Source organism: Actinophytocola sp. (assembly GCF_036378875.1).
GTDB lineage: Bacteria > Actinomycetota > Actinomycetes > Mycobacteriales > Pseudonocardiaceae > Actinophytocola.
On record NZ_DASUVO010000129.1, the window covers coordinates 31,072 to 46,214 of the forward strand.

Sequence of the window (15,143 nt, forward strand, 5' to 3'; positions counted from 1 at the left end):
GTGGCGCTGGACTCGTCGGTCGACGCGGCACGGGAACGGCTGCGCACGACGGTCGAACGGTGGTACGGCGCTCCGTTCGAGGTGGTGTCGTCGCTCCAGGCCATGTTCGCCGGTACCCCGGCCGGTCTGCGCGACTGGCTCGACTCCTATGTGGACGCTGGGGACAAGAACCCGCGCCGCGGACTGGACGCACTGGCCGGCGTCATCCGATGAGCGCGCTGTAGCCGTTGAGCGCCGGCTGGCCGCCCAGGTGGGCATAGAGCACCGTCGAGTCCTTCGCGATCTCGCCCCGGGTGACCAGGTCGATGAGGCCCGCCATTGACTTGCCCTCGTAGACCGGGTCGGTGATCATGCCCTCCTGCCGTGCGGCCAGTCGCATCGCGTCCAGTGTGGACTCGTCCGGGATGCCGTACGTGCCGGCGTGGTAGCGCTCGTCCAGCAGGATCTCCTCGTCGGTCAGCTCGCGGTCGACCCCGATGAGGGCCGCGGTGTTCCTGGCGATCCTGGCCACCTGGTCCCATGTCTCCTTCGGCTTGGCCGAGGCGTCGATCCCCAGCACACGCCTCGGCCGGCCGCCGAGTGCCGCGAACCCGGCGATCATGCCCGCCTGTGTGCTCCCGGTGACCGAGCAGACGACCACGGTGTCGAAGAAGACACCCAGCTCGCGTTCCTGCTCCGCCACCTCGAAAGCCCAGTTCGCGAAGCCGAGCCCGCCGAGGCGGTGGTCCGACGCGCCTGCCGGGATGGCGTACGGCCGCCCGCCCGAGGCCTCGATGTCCGCGAGGGCCTGCTGCCAGCTCTCCTTGAACCCGATGCCGAAACCGGCCTTCACGAGGCGGACGTCCGCGCCGGCCAGCCGCGACAGCAGGATGTTGCCGACCTTGTCGTACACGGCGTCCGGCCAGTCGACCCAGCTTTCCTGAACCAGCACACATTTCAGCCCGACGCGGGCCGCGACCGCCGCGACCTGGCGGGTGTGGTTGGACTGCACGCCACCGATCGACACCAGCGTGTCACAGCCCTGCGCGAGCGCGTCGGTGACGAGGTACTCCAGCTTGCGGGTCTTGTTGCCGCCGAACGCGATGCCGGAGTTGCAGTCCTCCCGTTTTGCCCAGAGGTCGGCGCCGCCGAGGTGGGCGGTCAGCCGCTCCAGCCGGTGCACGGGGGACGGTCCGAACAGGAGCGGGTAGCGGTCGAAGTCGTCGAGTGGCATGGGGTCCTCCGATCATGGCACGCCGAGCACCATCCGATAGTAGGTGCTATGTGGACGTTGGCGGCACCCGCTCCTGCCGCGAGAAATGGATATTCGACTTTCTCCGGAAACGTGAAATGTGGTCTGGCCGCTGATCAGTGCGTTGGCCGACCGACAACTACGATTCGAGTATGATCTTTTTGCCGACGGCACTGCGGTACTTTCTCGAAGTGGCCCGCACCGGCTCGATCAGCGAGGCCTCCGAGCGTCTGAACGTGGCGACCTCGGCGATCAGCCGTCAGATCGCGAAGCTCGAGCAGGAGGTCGGGACGCCCTTGTTCGAGCGCCAGCCAAGGGGCATGGTGCTGTCCGAGGCTGGCGAGATCCTCGCCGGGTACGCCAGGCGCAGCTCGCTGGAGGCCGACCAGGTGCTCGCCGACGTGCACGGGGTGCGGGAATTACGCCACAGCACCGTCCGGCTCGCGAGCCCCGAGGATTTCGCCCGCGATTTCCTGCCGGCGGCGATCATCGCGTTTCGGGAAAAACACCCGGGGATAAGGTTCCGGCTGAATGTCGTCGACCCGGCCGCGGCGACCCAGCAGGTGCGGGACGGGGTGGCGGATCTCGCCGTCACCGACGGTGCCGTTCCGGAGAAGGGCGTGCGTGTCGAGTACTCCCGGCGGCAACCGATCTACGCGCTCATGCCGGACGACCACCCGCTCGCGACGCGGGACGATCTCGCACTGGCCGAGCTGCTCGAGTACCCGCTCGCGCTGATGGACGAGGGCACCACGATCCGGCGGCTGTTCGACGTGTGCGTCGCGGCCGAGGGGCTGACCTTCGAGCCGGCGTTCGTGAGCAACTACTCCGGCGCGCTGGAGAGCTTCGCGCGGTTGCGGGGCGGTGTCACCCTCGTCGCCCTGTTGACGGTCCAACAGCGACTCGCAACCGACCGACTGGCGATCGTGCCGATCCGCGACCCCGAGCTGAGCAGACGCGGTGTGCAGATCCAGTCGTTGGCTCGACGTGTGCTTCCCGCTGCCGTGCGGTCGTTCCTCACGCACCTGGTCGAGCGGATCGAGTGACCCCGGGTTCGGGGCCACTCGACCGGGTTTCAGAACGAGACGCGCTCGACGCTGTCCGCCCGCAGCACCGACTGCTGGTCGAACTGCTCCTTGTAGTCGGTGCGGATCTCCTCCAGTTCGCGGTTGGCGCCCCTGTCGTCGAACGGGTACAGGATGATCAGCACGTAGGAGTCCTCCTTGCCGCCCATCCACTGGCCGTGGGCCTCCAGCCACGTCAGGCCGTCCGGGAAGGCGGGGGTGACCTCCTTGTCCAGGAACAACTCGAACTCGGCCGGCGTGATCACCGTGCCGTCCGGCCGGCTGCCGCCGAAGTAGAGCTCGGTGCGCTTGAACGGCTCACCCGGGGTGGCGGGCGCCCCGACCGCGCTGTCGGTGGCGGCTGCGGTGGAGGCAGTGAGCCCCAGCAGCAAAGCGGTGACCATGCCCGCGATCGCGGTGCGTCGTGTCGTCATGAGCCACATTCAAGCGGGCAGCGTCGCTTTCGCGCAGGTCGTCCCACCTGACGGGCCAGACACCCGCACCTGTCAGGAAATTGTCGGTGGGTGGGGCTACCGTCGAAGCCGTGAGAGTCGCCACCTGGAACGTGAACTCCGTCAAGCAGCGGGTGCCCCGGTTGCTGCCCTGGCTCGACCAGCGGCGGCCCGATGTCGTGTGCCTGCAGGAGACCAAGCTGTCCGACGCCGCGTTCGCCGAGTTACTCGGGGCCGAGCTGGCCGAGCGGGGGTACGAGTTCGCGCTGGCTGGGCAGGCGCAGTGGAACGGCGTCGCGATCCTGTCGCGGGTCGGACTGGCCGACGTGGTCGTCGGGGTCGATGGGGCGCCTGGGTTTCCGGATCCGGAGGCGCGGGCGGTGGCCGCGACCTGTGGTGGGGTGCGGGTGCACTCGCTGTATGTGCCGAACGGGCGGGTGCCGGACTCCGACCACTACCGGTACAAGCTGGCGTGGCTCGCTGCCTTGCGGGATGTGGTGAAGGACGGTCCGTCGGCGGCGATGCTGTGTGGGGACATGAACATCGCGCCTGCCGACGCTGACGTGTTCGATCCGGCCGCGTACATCGGGCAGACGCATGTCACGCCGCCGGAGCGGGCCGCGCTCGCCGAGCTGCAGGGGCTCGGGTTGCACGACGTGGTCCGGGAGCGGTGGCCGGACGAGCGGGTCTTCACCTACTGGGACTACCGCGCCGGCATGTTCCACCAGGACCTCGGGATGCGGATCGACCTCGTACTGGCCACCGCGCCCGTCGCGGGGCGGGTGGCGGCCGCGTGGGTCGACCGGCACGCGCGCAAGGGCACCGGACCGAGCGACCACGCACCGGTGATCGTCGACCTCGACGAGGCACCGGACGGGGACATCGGCCCGGTCGTGCCACCGCCCTCGTCGCGCGGACCGAGGAAGGGCTCGGTGAAACTGCCGCAGGCCAAGTAGCCCAGGGGGTCTCGAAGGGCACCATGGGACACCGACGCGGCCGGTCAGGCCCGCGCGGACGCCCTGAAGGGCACCCTCGAGACGCTCGACCCAGGTCCACCGAGGGGCTTGGTGGTCTGCGGTGCGGCTCGGTGGACCACTGCGGTTTCGGGCGAGAAGCGACCCGCCTGACGTCACGGTGCGGTGGCGACGTCCGGCCGGCAGCCGTGCGAGGAAGGCGTCCGTCACCACCGCTCAAGCGTGCTGGCGGCGCACCCGGCATGGCCAACATGCTGCTCACGCCGCGGGCAATGTCCCGAAAGACGCGCTCATGTCGTTGAACGTCCCCATCGCGTCTTTCGGGACACCAGATCGGCCATCCCGCGGTTCGTGACCGCCGGGCTAGGTGACCGAGGCGGCTATCGCGCGGATTGCTTCTCTTAGGTCGTGGCCTGATGGTGGGCTGTCCGGGTCCACGAGCCACTGGGCTGCCAGGCCGCCGATCAGTGCCTGGAACACCGCGCCTGCGGCCTCGCCCGGGACGCCGAACAGGTCTGCCAGGCCTTGTCGTGCCTGGCGATTCGCTTCCGCGAACGCGGACTTCATCTCCGGCTTCTGGTCCAGGTGCGCCAGCAGTTCGAACTGGACCGCCCACAGCCGGCGGTTCGCCGCGAACGACCTGATCACCTGCGTCCACGTCTCCTCGAACCGCTCCGCCGGGGTGGCGTCCTGGCGTGTCGCCAGCGCCTCGCGTAGGTCCTCGCTCCACTCGTCCAGCGCCCGGTACAGCGCCGCGTTCAGGAGCTCGTCCTTCGTGCCGTAGTGGTAGCCGATCGCGGCCAGGCTCACGCCCGCCGCGGTCGCGATGTCGCGTGCCGTGGTCCGGGCGTAGCCCTTCTCGTACAGGCATCGCATGGCGCCAGCCAGGAGGTCCTCTCGGTTACCCATGGCACAACTGTACAACACAAACGTCTTGCACAAACGTCTAACACAATTGTACAGTCGATGGCATGCAGAACAAGACGGTCCTCATCTCCGGTGCCGGCGTCGCGGGCATCACCCTCGCCTACTGGTTGCGTCGGCACGGCTTCACGCCGACCGTCGTCGAGCGGGCGGCCGGCATCCGCGACGGCGGGTACAAGATCGACATCCGGGGAGCCGCCCTGGACGTGGTCGAACGCATGGGGTTGCTCGACCAGATCCGGGAAAGGGCCACCGGCGTGCGGGCGGGCACCGTCATCGACTCGGCCGGGCGGCGGGTCGCCAGTATGGACGGTGACACCTTCGGCGGCCGTGCCCACGGCGACGCCGAGATCCTTCGCGGCGACCTGCACCGGCTCCTGTTCGACGCCACCGACAGCGTCGAGTACCTCTGGGGCGACTCGATCGCGGAACTCGAGGCGGCCACCGGCGAGGTCACGTTCGCCAGCGGCGTCACCCGCACCTTCGACCTGATCGTCGGCGCCGACGGGCTGCACTCCGCGACCAGGACGAAGGCGTTTCCCGGCAACCACGTCCGCGACCTCGGCTACCGGGTGTCGATCTCCAGCGTGCCCAACCACCTTGGGCTGGACCGCGAGGAGCTCACCTACGTCAGTCCACACCGGACGGTCCTGGTGTGCTCGACCGCCCAGGACACCGCGGCCAAGGCGATGTTCCTGTTCGCCGACGACGGTCCGGTGCCCTCGGACGGCCGTCAATACCTGGCGGACCGCTACCGGGACGAGGGCTGGGAGGTGCCCACTCTGCTCGACAACCTGGGTGACGACTTCTACCTCGACTCCCTCAGCCAGGTCCACATGGAACAGTGGTCGACCGGTCGGGTCGCGCTCGTCGGCGACGCCGCCTACTGCGCCTCGGTCGCCTCCGGGCAGGGCACGAGCCTCGCGCTGGTCGGCGCCTACGTGCTGGCGGGCGAGTTGGCGGCCGCCGACCACCACGAACAAGGGTTCGCGAACTACGAGTCCGCGATGCGGGAGTTCGTGACCGCCAACCAGAAGCTGGGCCCGGCGAACATCAAGCGGATGGTGCTCGCCAGCAAGGCGCAGGTCAGGCTGTCGATGATCTTCCTGTCGCTGCTGTCGAAGCTCCCCGGCAAGGACCGGCTCATGGCCAAGGCGATCGAGCCGATCCACCGTGCCGCAAACGTGATCACGTTGAAGGACTACCCCGTGCGAAGCTTCCCCGCATGAAACGCAGCAGGTGGTCCATGATCGCGGTGTTCGCGCTGCTCGGGGCCGTCACACAGGTCCTCTGGGTCACCTATGCCCCCGTCACCGACGCGGCCACCCGCTACTACGGCGTCGGTGACGGCGCCATCGGCTGGCTCGCGAACGTGTTCCCACTGTTGTACGTGCTCCTCGCGATCCCCGCAGGGATCGTCCTCGACCGTTCGTTCAAGGGCGGGCTGGGTGTCGGCGCGGTGCTCGTCGCGGTCGGCGCGGTCATCCGGATCGCCGGCGACGGGTACGCCACCGCGCTCACCGGTCAGCTGGTCGTCGCGGTCGCGCAGCCGCTCGTGCTGAACGCGGTCACCGCGGTCGCCGGGCGGTACCTCGCCGAGCGCGACCGGCCGACCGGCATCGCGGTCGGGTCGGCCAGCACGTTCGCCGGGCTGATCATCGGGTTCGGGCTCGGGGCCGTGTTCGCCGACGACGTCCGCACGCTGCTGCTCGTGCAGGCCGCGCTCGCCGTGGTCGCCGCCGTCGCCATCCTCGCCGCGCTGCGGATCCCCGCCGAACACCGGGTCGAGCCCGCGGCGGCCGGCGCGTTGCGGGCGGCCTGGAACGGGGCGAACCTGCGGCCGCTGTACTTCCTCGTGCTCTTCCCGTTCGGGGTGTTCATCGCGCTGTCGACCTTCGCCCAGCCGCTGCTGGAACCTGCCGGGGTGTCGGAGGAGACAGCCGGACTGATCCTCATCACGAACGTCGTGGCCGGCGTGCTCGGGTGCGCGGTCGTGCCGATCTGGGCGAGCCGGCGCGGCCGCGAACGGTCGGTGCTGATGGCGGCGTTACTGGTCACCACCGGCGCGTGTGTGCTGCTGGCCGTGGCGCCCGGCGTGGCGATCGCCTTCGTCGCGTTCGCGTTGATCGGGTTCTCGCTGCTGCCCGCGCTGCCGATCGTGCTGGAACTCGTCGAGCGCCGCGCCGCCGGCGTCGAGGGCACGGCCGCCGGGTTGATCTGGCTTTCCGGCAACCTCGGCGGGTTGATCACGACCGCACTGGTCGGTTTTCTCGTCGACGTGCCGCTGCCGGCGTTCCTGCTGCTCGGTGCGCTGTGTCTGGTGACGTTGCCGGGACTGCGTAGGTCCGAGCCAGCGCCGCAACCGACGCCGTGATCCGCTCCCGCAACGACGCAGGCGACAGGACCTCGACGTCCGCGCCGAACCCGAGGAACAGCCGGTGCGCGTGGTCGGCCTTCTCGATCGGCACGACCGCGGTCACCCACCCGTCGTCGTCCGGCGCCGACGCGGTCTCCTCCACAGCGCGCGTGATGGCCGGCTCGACCGAGTCCACCAGGCGTTCCCGCAGGTCGGGGGAGAGGCGGATGGTCGCGGTGTCCTCGTGCCGGCGCGCGTCGAAGTCGGCGAGGTAGGACTGCCAGTACGCGGCGAGGTCGAAGCCGGTCGGACGCTGGAAGCCTTCGTCGAGCACGGTCAGCGACTGGATCTGCGAGACCCGGTACGTGCTGATTCGTTTGCTTGCCGCGATGAGGTACCAGCGGCCGGCCTTGAGTACCAGGCCGTACGGGTCAACCGTTCGAGTTACTTCGGTCGGGGCACGCCAGCGGTGGTAGTGGATCTCGATGCGTTGCTCCCGCCAGACCGCGTCCGCTGCGTCCGCCAGCGCGGGCGTGTCGTCCGGCTCGGCGTACCAGCTCGGCGCGTCGAGGTGGAAGCGCTGCTGGACACGCGTGGCGCGGTCGCGCAGCTCCGGTGGCAGGGACGCGGTCAGCTTGAGCCAGGCCGCGGCGACCTCGGCGCCGAGCCCCAGCTCCTGCGCCGGACCGGGCAGGCCGGTGAGGAACAGCGACTCGGCCTCCGGCTCGGTGAGCCCGGTCAGGCGGGTCCGGTAGCCGTCGAGGAGCTGGTAGCCGCCCGCGTGCCCGGCCTCGCCGTACAGCGGGACGCCGGCCCCGTGCAGTGCCTCGACGTCGCGGTAGACGGTGCGCACCGAGACCTCCAGTTCGGCGGCGAGCTGCGCGGCCGTCAGCCGGCCCCTGGTCTGCAGCAGGAGCAGCAACTGGACGATCCGGGAAGCACGCACGAACAATACTGACATTGGATGTCAGTGGATGCCCCATAGCGTGCCGGGCATGAACGACTTCGACTTCCTCGTGGGCACCTGGCAGACCAGGCAGACCAAGATGGTCAAGCCCCTCAGCGGCAGTGACGAGTGGGTGACCTCGCACGGCACCATGCGGAACTACGGCATGTTCGACGGTGCCGCCAACGTGGACGAGGTGGACGAACCCGGCTTTGGCTTCAAGGGGATCTCGTTACGCCTGCTCGACCCGGAGACCCAGGAGTGGTCCATCTACTGGGTGAACTCGCGTGACGGAAAGCTCGCGCTGCCCCCGGTCGTCGGCCGCTTCGACGAGCACGGCGTCGGCGAGTTCTTCAGCGAGGAGGACTACGACGGGCGGCCCATCCGCGTCCGCTACCGGTGGTCAGGTATCACTGGGACCTCCGCGCGCTGGGAGCAGGCGTTCTCCACCGACGGCGGCGAGACCTGGGAGACCAACTGGAAAGCGGAGTTCACCCGATGAACGACTTCGACTTCCTCATCGGCAGCTGGGACTCCACGCAGCGGCGGCTGCGCACGTGGTTGGTGGGCAGCGACGACTGGGAGGTGTTTCCCGCACACGCGGTCTGCTACCGCATGTTCGACGGCGCCGCGAACGTCGACGAGGTCACCTTCCCGACACTCGGCCGCAGCGGAATGAGCGTGCGGCTCTTCGACCCTGCCGCCGACCGGTGGTCGATCTACTGGGCCAGCACCAGCCTGCCCGGGGTGCTCGGCCCGCCGGTGACCGGCCGGTTCGTCGACGGTGTCGGCGAGTTCTTCGGCGACGACGAGCACGAGGGCCGGCCGGTACGGGTGCGGTACCGCTGGTCGGAGATCACCGACGTGTCGGCGCGGTGGGAGCAGGCGTTCTCCGCTGATCAGGGTCGCACGTGGGAGACCAACTGGATCATGGAGCTGACCAGGCGCGCTACAGCTCGTTGAACGGCTGGGCGTAGGCGAACGGGCCCCGGATCGCGCTGTCGTATGTGGACAGTGGGCGGGCCTGGAAGTGCGCGCCCCACTCCGCGACCGGGGGCGTGATGCCGAGGTTGCCGGCGGGTTCGAAGCCGAACCTCGGGTAGTAGTCGGTGTGGCCGAGCAGCACGACGACCGGCTCGTCGAGTGCGTCGGCCGCACCGAGCACGGCGTGCATCAACGCGCCGCCGACACCGCTCTTCTGGTGAGTCGGGCGGACGCCGAGCGGTCCGAGGCCGAGCGCGGGCGTGGTGTCGACGTGCGCGCGGGTGCACACCACGTGCCCGACCACCAGGCCGCCCTCCTCGGCGACCAGCGACAGGGCCGGCAGCCACGCGTCCGACGCACGCAACGCCGTGACCAGGTTGGCTTCCAGTTCGGTGGGGAACGCGGCCGCGTGCACCTCGGCGATGGCGGCGACGTCGTCGGGACGTTCTCGTCTGATCAGCACGATGATCACCCTCGCATGGGAGGTCAACCGGATTTCACGCGTAGCGCCAGCAACTCCGGCGCGAGCACGACGACCGTGCCGGGCTCCACTCGCACCAGCCCCTCGGAGGCGAGGGTGCGCAGTGCGCGGTTGACCGAAACCCTTGTCAGGCCAAGGGTTTCGGCCAATCCCTGCTGTGCGCCGGGCAGCCGTACCCGGGGCTCGCCGGAACGTAGGAGCCACGCCGCCACCCGCGTGGTGGCGTCGGCGAAGCTCGTCAGCACCAGGTCCTCCTGCCGTTCCCGCAGTTGCCCGGCGAGGTGGGCGAACACGTGCGCCCGAACGGCCAGCACGTCCACCACCGCGAGGAACGACGCCGCGGGGACGAGTCGGAGCCGGGACCGTGCCGTCGTGACCCAGGTGGCGGTGTGGCCGCCGCCGTCGAGCACCGCCGCCTTGTCCACCGCGCACGGCGCCACGAACTCGCCCAGCCTGCGCCGCTGCCCGGCCGCGGTCTCGTGCACGGCGGTGACACCGCCGGTCTCCACGACCAGGAGGTGCCGGGCGGGTTCGCCTCGTACCGCCACCACCGTGTCCGCGCCGACCTCCCGCACGACGGACATCGCGGCCAGCCGGTCGAGCGAAGCCGTGGGTAGTAACCGGAAAAGCGGTACGTCGGCAAGCACGACCAGCAGTATCACCTGATACAGCGCCGGCCGCCCGCACCGGCCTACCGTGCCCGCATGATCGTTCTGGAACTGGCCTTCGACGACGACCCGCGCCGGCTCGAGGCCCGGCCCGCCCACCGGGAGCGGCTCGCGGAGCTGCACGCGAACGGCACGCTCGTGCTGGCCGGACCATGGGCCGACGACTCAGGCGCGCTGTTGGTTTTCGACGCCGAAATGTCCGAAGTAGACAAAGTGATGACCGAGGATCCTTACTACACCACGGAAGGCGTGCGAGTGCTCGGGCTACGCGAGTGGCGGCTGGTCGTCTCCTAGACGCGGCATCGCCTCGTGGATCAGCGCGAGCACCGTGGTCGTGAGCATGAGCCGCACCTGGTCGCGGCTGAGTTCCTCGCGTACCAACCACTCCCGGCACGCCGCCTTCACCATGCCGCCGTACGAGCGCAGCACCGCGCGCAGTTGGGCGTCGCCGTCGATGCCGATCGCCTCCAGCATGCGGTCCGTCGCGATCTCGTCGGCGTCCGCCAGGATCTTCTCCACATCAGAGTCCCAGCCGCCGGCCGCCAGCCACGCTCTGCCGTGCCGGGCAACGCCGTCGAGGAACCAGTCGATGGCCGCGGTCACCCGTGTCTCGAGCGGGCCGTCCGGCAGCTGCTCGACCGCGAACCGGGGGATGGTCACCAGCCGGCGCACCACCTCGAGGTACAGGTCGCGTTTGGTGCCGAAGTAGTGGTTGATCAACCCGCGGGCCACCCCGGCGTGCTGGGCCAGCTCGGTGGTCGACACCTCCGCGTACGGGTGCTCGCCGAACAGCCGGATGGCGGCGCCGAGGATCTGTTCGCGCCGTTCGTCCGGCTGCATGCGACGGGTCGGTGCGCGCATCCGCATCCTCCCTCGTCGCAGGCTCGACTCTTGCCTCGTTCCCGAGCCCGCGCCTCGGTCGGGGCGCGGTCATTCCCCCGGTCGGTTGGGGAATGGTCAACGAACCGGGAGTATAGAGACGATCAGTCGCGCACGCCCGGGCTGCCGACGAGCGTCCGCAGCCGGGACAGCAGTTCGCTGCGGCTGGACGCCCCCAGCCGCTGCCGCATCCGCGCCACGTGGTGTTCGACGGTCTTCGCGGAGATGAACAGCCGGTCGCCCACGTCCTTGTAGGTCAACCCGGACACCACCAGCTCCGCGACCTGGAGCTCCCTTTCGGACAGCGTCACCTCGGGTGCCGCGACCTTCGCGTCCGGCGAGTCCGGTGCCCGCCGCGCGGCGACCGGCTTGCCCTGCAACAGCCGCGCGCAGTCCAGCAACCGGACCATGGCCTTGCGGTCGGCCGTGCGGGTGGCGGCGCGGCCCGCGAGCCGTGCCCCGTCCCACGTGAACCCGGCCGCGTGCAGGCCCTGGGCCGCGTCCTCGACGGCGTCCGCGTCGACCTTGCCCGCGAGCAGGTCCACCCAGCACCGGCCGGCGTTGGCCAGCATGCCGAACTGCTCGTCCTTCGCCGCCGCCCGAACCATGGCCTCCACGTGCTGCTCGGCCGCGTCCGGCTGGTCGGCCATCACGGCCGCGTGCAGCCCACCCCACCACAGCGGGGTCGCCCACAGCGGCGGCTCGCCCAAGCCGGACAGCAGGGTCCGTGCCTGCGACAGGTGGGCGGCCAGCCGCACCTCGTCCCGCAACCGCGCCGCGGCCACGGTCAGCTCACCGAGGGGCAGGATCGTGAACAGGTCCATGGGATGGCGCAGGAGCGCCTCGCCGGCCTGCACCCACGCACGCCCCAACGTGTTCGTGTCGCCCGCCCGCCTGGCCACGCCCAGCTCGATGGCCACCGCGAACAGCCAGTCGCGCGGCTCCAGGTGCGTGCCGCGCAGACCGTTCAGCTGCTCGGCCGCGGCGGTCAGGTTGCCCCGCAGCATGGTGATCCACGTGCGCAACAGCTGGTGCCGGGTGGCGAGCGGAGCGCCGCCGGTGCCGGCCGCGATGGCCCGGTCCAGCAGGGAGGTCGCGGTGCCCAGCTCGCCGTAGTGCAGTGCGAGCAGGGCGCCGAGGGCGGCCGGGCTGTCCGGCAGCAACACCCCCCGGCCGACCGGTTCGAGCAGCCCGGCGGCGCGGACCATCATCGACAGCGCGGTCGTCGGCGTGCCGGTCACCGACTCGTGCAGGCCACCGGCCATCAGCGTGATCGCGCTGGACAGCGACGTCGGCGGACCGTCGGACTTGGTCTCCGCGCGCAGCTCCCGCGCGTCCGCGAGGTCGCCGATGCCGAGCAGCCCGAGCGTGGCGAAGTGCTTGCCCTCCTCGATGCCCGACCACCGGTACAGCTGGGCGCTGCGGAACAACTGGCCCCGGTGGGCGAGTGCCGCCGCGGCGACGCCGGCCGCGTGCCGCCGGTCCGCCGCGGCCTCGGTGGTGATCACCTCGTCGGCGAGCCGCAGCGCGCCGTCCAGGTCACCGGCCAGCGCGAGTGCCTCGGCCCGGCGCGCCCCGACCTGCAGCGGCGGCCGGCCCGCGGTGACGGCCGCCTCGTACAGCTTGGCCGCGAGCGCCGGGTCGACGGACAGTGCCTCCGCGGCCGCCGCCTCGAACGCCCTCGCCGCGGCCGCGCCGCCGATGCCCGTGCCCAGCAGCGGCCGGACCAGCGCCAGCACCTGACCGCCGCGAGCCAGCTGCAGCTCGGCCAGCCGCTGCCGCATCCACGCCCGCCGCTCGACCGGGACGAGCACGCGAATGGCCCGCCGGGCGATGGGCAACAGGGCGCCCGCCGTGCCGACGAGCCCGGTGGCTCGCGCGGCGGCCACGATGTCGCTGACCGCCGCCGCGTCCCGTTCGAGCAGCTCGACCAGCAGGTCGAGGTGCAGGCCGATGCCGGCGTCGGCGGCCAGTAGGAAGGTCAGGACGTCCTCGTCGAGGCGGCCGAACTCGCCGCGGAACTCGGCGAGCGCGGCGACCGGCACCTCGAGCTTGCCGCCCTTGTACTCGGCCAGCGCACGGATCAGCCGGTCGACGAACGCCGGCACCCCGCCCGTCTCCGCGAGCACGAAGTCGGTCAGCGCGTCGGTGCGCCGCCCGGGCGGCAGGCACGCCCGCACCTGGTCCTTGTTGAACGGCGCCGGCACCAGCTGCTCCGGCACCAGGTCGAGCAGCTCGGCGAGGCCCGCCGGCCTCGGCCACGGGCGGGCCGCCACGACCAGCCTGGTCCGGCTCGCCACGTCCCGCAGGCGGGCGAGGTCGGCGTCGTCGAGCAGGTGGGCGTCGTCGACGAGCAGCACGCCGTCGGTCGCGTCGTCGGGTGTGGTGTGCACGGGCGTCCCGGCGGCGCCGAGCGTCGCGCCGATGTGGTGCAGCAGCGTGGTCTTGCCGTACCCGCCGGGGGCGACGATGCCGACGTGCGCACGCTGGTCGGCGGCCAGCGCGTCGAGGTGCCGCGCGGCGGCGTCGTCCAGGATCGGCGTCACTCGTCGTCCTCGGGGTCGGGGTTGCGTCGTCGTCTGCGGGGCCGGTCGTTGGATTCTCTGTCCTCGTCGCTGTCGTCGAACTCCCAGGATCGTTCTTCGCGATCCAGCTCGTCGACGTCGGTGCCGCCGCGGGAGCGGCGGGTGAGTCTCGCCAGGCCCCGGGCGGGCGGGTCGAGCGGCGCGATCTCGACCGGTGGCCGAGGCGGCGGCGGGCCGACCTCGGCCACGTCTCCGACCATGTCGTCGAACCGCATCAGGTCGGTGACCGCGGGCGACGGGGTGACGGAACGGGCCACGGACAGGGGTTCGGCCCGCACGGTCGGCTTGGCGACTTTGCCACCGGCCAGCGCGGCACCGCGGGCGATGGCGGTCACCGGGTCCTGCACGCCGACCACGCGCACCCGCACCGCGGCCGTCACCAGCTCGGCGATCAGCGGCACGTGCGCGCAGCCGCCGACGAGGACGACAGCACGCAGCGCGTCCGTGTCCGCTCCGCTGCCCTGGATCGCCCGCTGCAGCACCCGGACGGTGTGCTCGACGACCGGGCGGATCAGGGTGTCGAAGGCCGTCCGCTGGAGCAGCACCGTGGCCTTCTTGGCACCCGGCGGCGTGGGGATGGTCACCGCGACCGCGGTCGACAGGCGCTCCTTGGCGTCCACGCACGCGGCGCGGAGCTGGACGAGCGCGGCCGGGTCGTCCGGCAGCTCGCCGAGCTCGGCGGCGGCGTGTTCGGCGACCAGGTCGTCGAACAGGTCCCCGCCCAGCACGTCCGGGCTGTCGGCGTGCGACCGCAGTTCGAACCCGAACGAACCGCGGCGCAGTACGGCGGCCTCGAACCGGCTCGCGCCCAGTGAGTAGACCGCGATCTCCTGCCCGATCTCGAGCCGCTCGGTCGCGGCGTACGCCTCGGCGGCGGCGACCGGCCGGGGGAGCATGGTCAACTCCGGCAGGTTGAGGTCACGCAGCGCGGACTGGAGGACAGACCTTCTGTGCACCCCCCATCCGACTGGGTGGGTGACCACCAACTGGCTCGCGGGGGCGCCCTCGTGTTCCTCGACCCTGTCGACCACCCAGGCCACGAGCGCGGCGGCCAGTGTCTCGGCCGGGTAGTGCTGGTCGCCGAGCGCCAGCGGCACCTCGTCCCCGATCCGGTCGAGGAAGTCACGGGCCACCCGGTCCGGGTTGGAGGCGCCCGCGCGGATCGCCGCCTCGCCGACCTCGACCGCGTCGTCGCTGGTCAGGTACAGCACGGAGGCGACCCCCGGCTGGTCGGTGGCCGCGTCGAGGGGCACGACCGCAGGCTCGCTCCAGCTGTCGCGCTGGTTGCGGCTCACCGCGGCGGTGGTGCGTGCGGTGCCGAGGTCGATCCCGAGGGCATAGGGCATTGCGGGCGTTACCTCCGTCCGTCCGAGCCGCGTATGTCGTATCAGGGGACAGGCCCCGTAGGGCAACCCCCCGGTTGGGTTCGGGTTAGCCCCTAACCCCCTAATGAGTGAGTCATTGTTAGCCCTATGGGTCGAATCGACAACTCGGAGTGATCCCCGATGTCCCCCGGCCCTGGTCGTTCCTATGTTGGTCGCCACACGGCACCGCCGCGTCGGCCCACGTATCGCTCCCGACCGCCGCCGAGTGCCAGAC

Annotated in this window: 16 protein-coding genes and 1 pseudogene; 8 read left to right on the top strand and 9 right to left on the bottom strand. The window is 70.9% G+C overall.

Going from position 1 to position 15,143, the window contains the following annotated elements; genetic code table 11:
• The gene (locus VF106_RS36740; RefSeq protein ID WP_330844563.1) at nt 1-213 is read left to right on the top strand and encodes a hypothetical protein; all 213 of its coding nucleotides are present in this window, start codon (nt 1-3) and stop codon (nt 211-213) included.
• Here VF106_RS36740 and VF106_RS36745 read toward each other — a convergent pair.
• Entirely contained in the window at nt 203-1,213 is a 1,011-nt protein-coding gene (locus tag VF106_RS36745) for a 1-aminocyclopropane-1-carboxylate deaminase (RefSeq protein ID WP_330844564.1), read from the bottom strand. The genes VF106_RS36740 and VF106_RS36745 overlap by 11 nt on opposite strands.
• A 170-nt stretch (nt 1,214-1,383) precedes the next feature.
• Between VF106_RS36745 and VF106_RS36750 the strand changes: the two genes are divergently transcribed.
• On the top strand, nt 1,384-2,277 hold the full coding sequence (locus VF106_RS36750; RefSeq protein ID WP_330844565.1) for a LysR family transcriptional regulator: 894 nt from the start codon (nt 1,384-1,386) through the stop codon (nt 2,275-2,277).
• A gap of 29 nt (nt 2,278-2,306) precedes the next feature.
• Here the strand turns inward: VF106_RS36750 and VF106_RS36755 are convergent, their stop codons facing one another.
• A complete protein-coding gene (locus tag VF106_RS36755) occupies nt 2,307-2,729 on the bottom strand; it encodes a DUF3574 domain-containing protein (protein WP_330844566.1) in 423 nt (140 codons plus the stop codon).
• Nucleotides 2,730-2,839: 110 nt separating this feature from the next.
• On the opposite strand from VF106_RS36755, the gene VF106_RS36760 reads away from it, so the two are divergent.
• A complete protein-coding gene (locus tag VF106_RS36760) occupies nt 2,840-3,703 on the top strand; it encodes an exodeoxyribonuclease III (protein WP_330844567.1) in 864 nt (287 codons plus the stop codon).
• 381 nt (nt 3,704-4,084) lie between these two features.
• Here VF106_RS36760 and VF106_RS36765 read toward each other — a convergent pair whose 3' ends face one another.
• Nucleotides 4,085-4,630, bottom strand: coding sequence for a TetR/AcrR family transcriptional regulator (locus VF106_RS36765; RefSeq protein ID WP_330844568.1), 546 nt, complete (start codon nt 4,628-4,630; stop codon nt 4,085-4,087).
• A 62-nt stretch (nt 4,631-4,692) separates the two neighbouring features.
• Here VF106_RS36765 and VF106_RS36770 point away from each other — a divergent pair, with 62 nt between their 5' ends.
• Nucleotides 4,693-5,874 carry an FAD-dependent monooxygenase gene (locus tag VF106_RS36770; RefSeq protein WP_330844569.1) on the top strand — a complete coding sequence of 394 codons (1,182 nt, stop codon included), beginning with the start codon at nt 4,693-4,695 and terminating at the stop codon, nt 5,872-5,874.
• 17 nt (nt 5,875-5,891) lie between these two features.
• Nucleotides 5,892-6,836 (top strand): annotated as a pseudogene (locus tag VF106_RS36775) (MFS transporter); the annotation flags it as partial.
• Between the two features lie 55 nt (nt 6,837-6,891).
• Here VF106_RS36775 and VF106_RS36780 read toward each other — a convergent pair.
• Entirely contained in the window at nt 6,892-7,962 is a 1,071-nt protein-coding gene (locus tag VF106_RS36780) for a helix-turn-helix transcriptional regulator (RefSeq protein WP_330844570.1), read from the bottom strand.
• Nucleotides 7,963-7,996: 34 nt separating this feature from the next.
• Between VF106_RS36780 and VF106_RS36785 the strand changes: the two genes are divergently transcribed.
• Together VF106_RS36785 and VF106_RS36790 are read left to right on the top strand one after the other, a co-directional pair.
• On the top strand, nt 7,997-8,449 hold the full coding sequence (locus VF106_RS36785; protein ID WP_330844571.1) for a hypothetical protein: 453 nt from the start codon (nt 7,997-7,999) through the stop codon (nt 8,447-8,449).
• Nucleotides 8,446-8,910 (top strand): hypothetical protein, encoded by a 465-nt coding sequence (locus VF106_RS36790; protein WP_330844572.1) that lies wholly within the window; start codon nt 8,446-8,448, stop codon nt 8,908-8,910. Before VF106_RS36785 ends, VF106_RS36790 begins: the two co-directional genes overlap by 4 nt.
• Here VF106_RS36790 and VF106_RS36795 read toward each other — a convergent pair.
• Entirely contained in the window at nt 8,897-9,394 is a 498-nt protein-coding gene (locus VF106_RS36795; protein ID WP_330844573.1) for a GNAT family N-acetyltransferase, read from the bottom strand. The two genes, VF106_RS36790 and VF106_RS36795, sit on opposite strands and share 14 nt — an antisense overlap.
• A 23-nt stretch (nt 9,395-9,417) precedes the next feature.
• Nucleotides 9,418-10,059, bottom strand: coding sequence for a Crp/Fnr family transcriptional regulator (locus VF106_RS36800; protein WP_330844574.1), 642 nt, complete (start codon nt 10,057-10,059; stop codon nt 9,418-9,420).
• Nucleotides 10,060-10,116: 57 nt separating this feature from the next.
• Between VF106_RS36800 and VF106_RS36805 the strand changes: the two genes are divergently transcribed.
• The gene (locus VF106_RS36805; RefSeq protein WP_330844575.1) at nt 10,117-10,374 is read left to right on the top strand and encodes a YciI family protein; all 258 of its coding nucleotides are present in this window, start codon (nt 10,117-10,119) and stop codon (nt 10,372-10,374) included.
• Here VF106_RS36805 and VF106_RS36810 read toward each other — a convergent pair.
• The 3 genes from VF106_RS36810 to VF106_RS36820 form a co-directional block, all read right to left on the bottom strand.
• Complete coding sequence (locus tag VF106_RS36810) at nt 10,345-10,941, bottom strand: TetR/AcrR family transcriptional regulator (protein WP_330844576.1); 597 nt, start codon at nt 10,939-10,941, stop codon at nt 10,345-10,347. The genes VF106_RS36805 and VF106_RS36810 overlap by 30 nt on opposite strands.
• Nucleotides 10,942-11,063: 122 nt before the next feature.
• Nucleotides 11,064-13,505, bottom strand: a complete 2,442-nt coding sequence (locus tag VF106_RS36815; RefSeq protein ID WP_330844577.1) for a helix-turn-helix transcriptional regulator — start codon at nt 13,503-13,505, stop codon at nt 11,064-11,066.
• Nucleotides 13,502-14,890: an Hsp70 family protein gene (locus VF106_RS36820; RefSeq protein ID WP_330844578.1), complete on the bottom strand. Its 1,389-nt coding sequence runs from the start codon at nt 14,888-14,890 to the stop codon at nt 13,502-13,504. The genes VF106_RS36815 and VF106_RS36820 overlap by 4 nt, the downstream gene beginning before the upstream one ends.
• Nucleotides 14,891-15,143 lie beyond the last annotated feature (253 nt).

Coding starts and splice junctions, on each gene's coding strand:
- VF106_RS36745 (WP_330844564.1), bottom strand. CDS start 1,213: ATGCCACTCGACGACTTCGACCGCTACCCGCTCCTGTTCGGACCGTCC.
- VF106_RS36750 (WP_330844565.1), top strand. CDS start 1,384: ATGATCTTTTTGCCGACGGCACTGCGGTACTTTCTCGAAGTGGCCCGC.
- VF106_RS36755 (WP_330844566.1), bottom strand. CDS start 2,729: ATGACGACACGACGCACCGCGATCGCGGGCATGGTCACCGCTTTGCTG.
- VF106_RS36765 (WP_330844568.1), bottom strand. CDS start 4,630: ATGGGTAACCGAGAGGACCTCCTGGCTGGCGCCATGCGATGCCTGTAC.
- VF106_RS36770 (WP_330844569.1), top strand. CDS start 4,693: ATGCAGAACAAGACGGTCCTCATCTCCGGTGCCGGCGTCGCGGGCATC.
- VF106_RS36780 (WP_330844570.1), bottom strand. CDS start 7,962: ATGTCAGTATTGTTCGTGCGTGCTTCCCGGATCGTCCAGTTGCTGCTC.
- VF106_RS36785 (WP_330844571.1), top strand. CDS start 7,997: ATGAACGACTTCGACTTCCTCGTGGGCACCTGGCAGACCAGGCAGACC.
- VF106_RS36790 (WP_330844572.1), top strand. CDS start 8,446: ATGAACGACTTCGACTTCCTCATCGGCAGCTGGGACTCCACGCAGCGG.
- VF106_RS36805 (WP_330844575.1), top strand. CDS start 10,117: ATGATCGTTCTGGAACTGGCCTTCGACGACGACCCGCGCCGGCTCGAG.
- VF106_RS36810 (WP_330844576.1), bottom strand. CDS start 10,941: ATGCGCGCACCGACCCGTCGCATGCAGCCGGACGAACGGCGCGAACAG.
- VF106_RS36820 (WP_330844578.1), bottom strand. CDS start 14,890: ATGCCCTATGCCCTCGGGATCGACCTCGGCACCGCACGCACCACCGCC.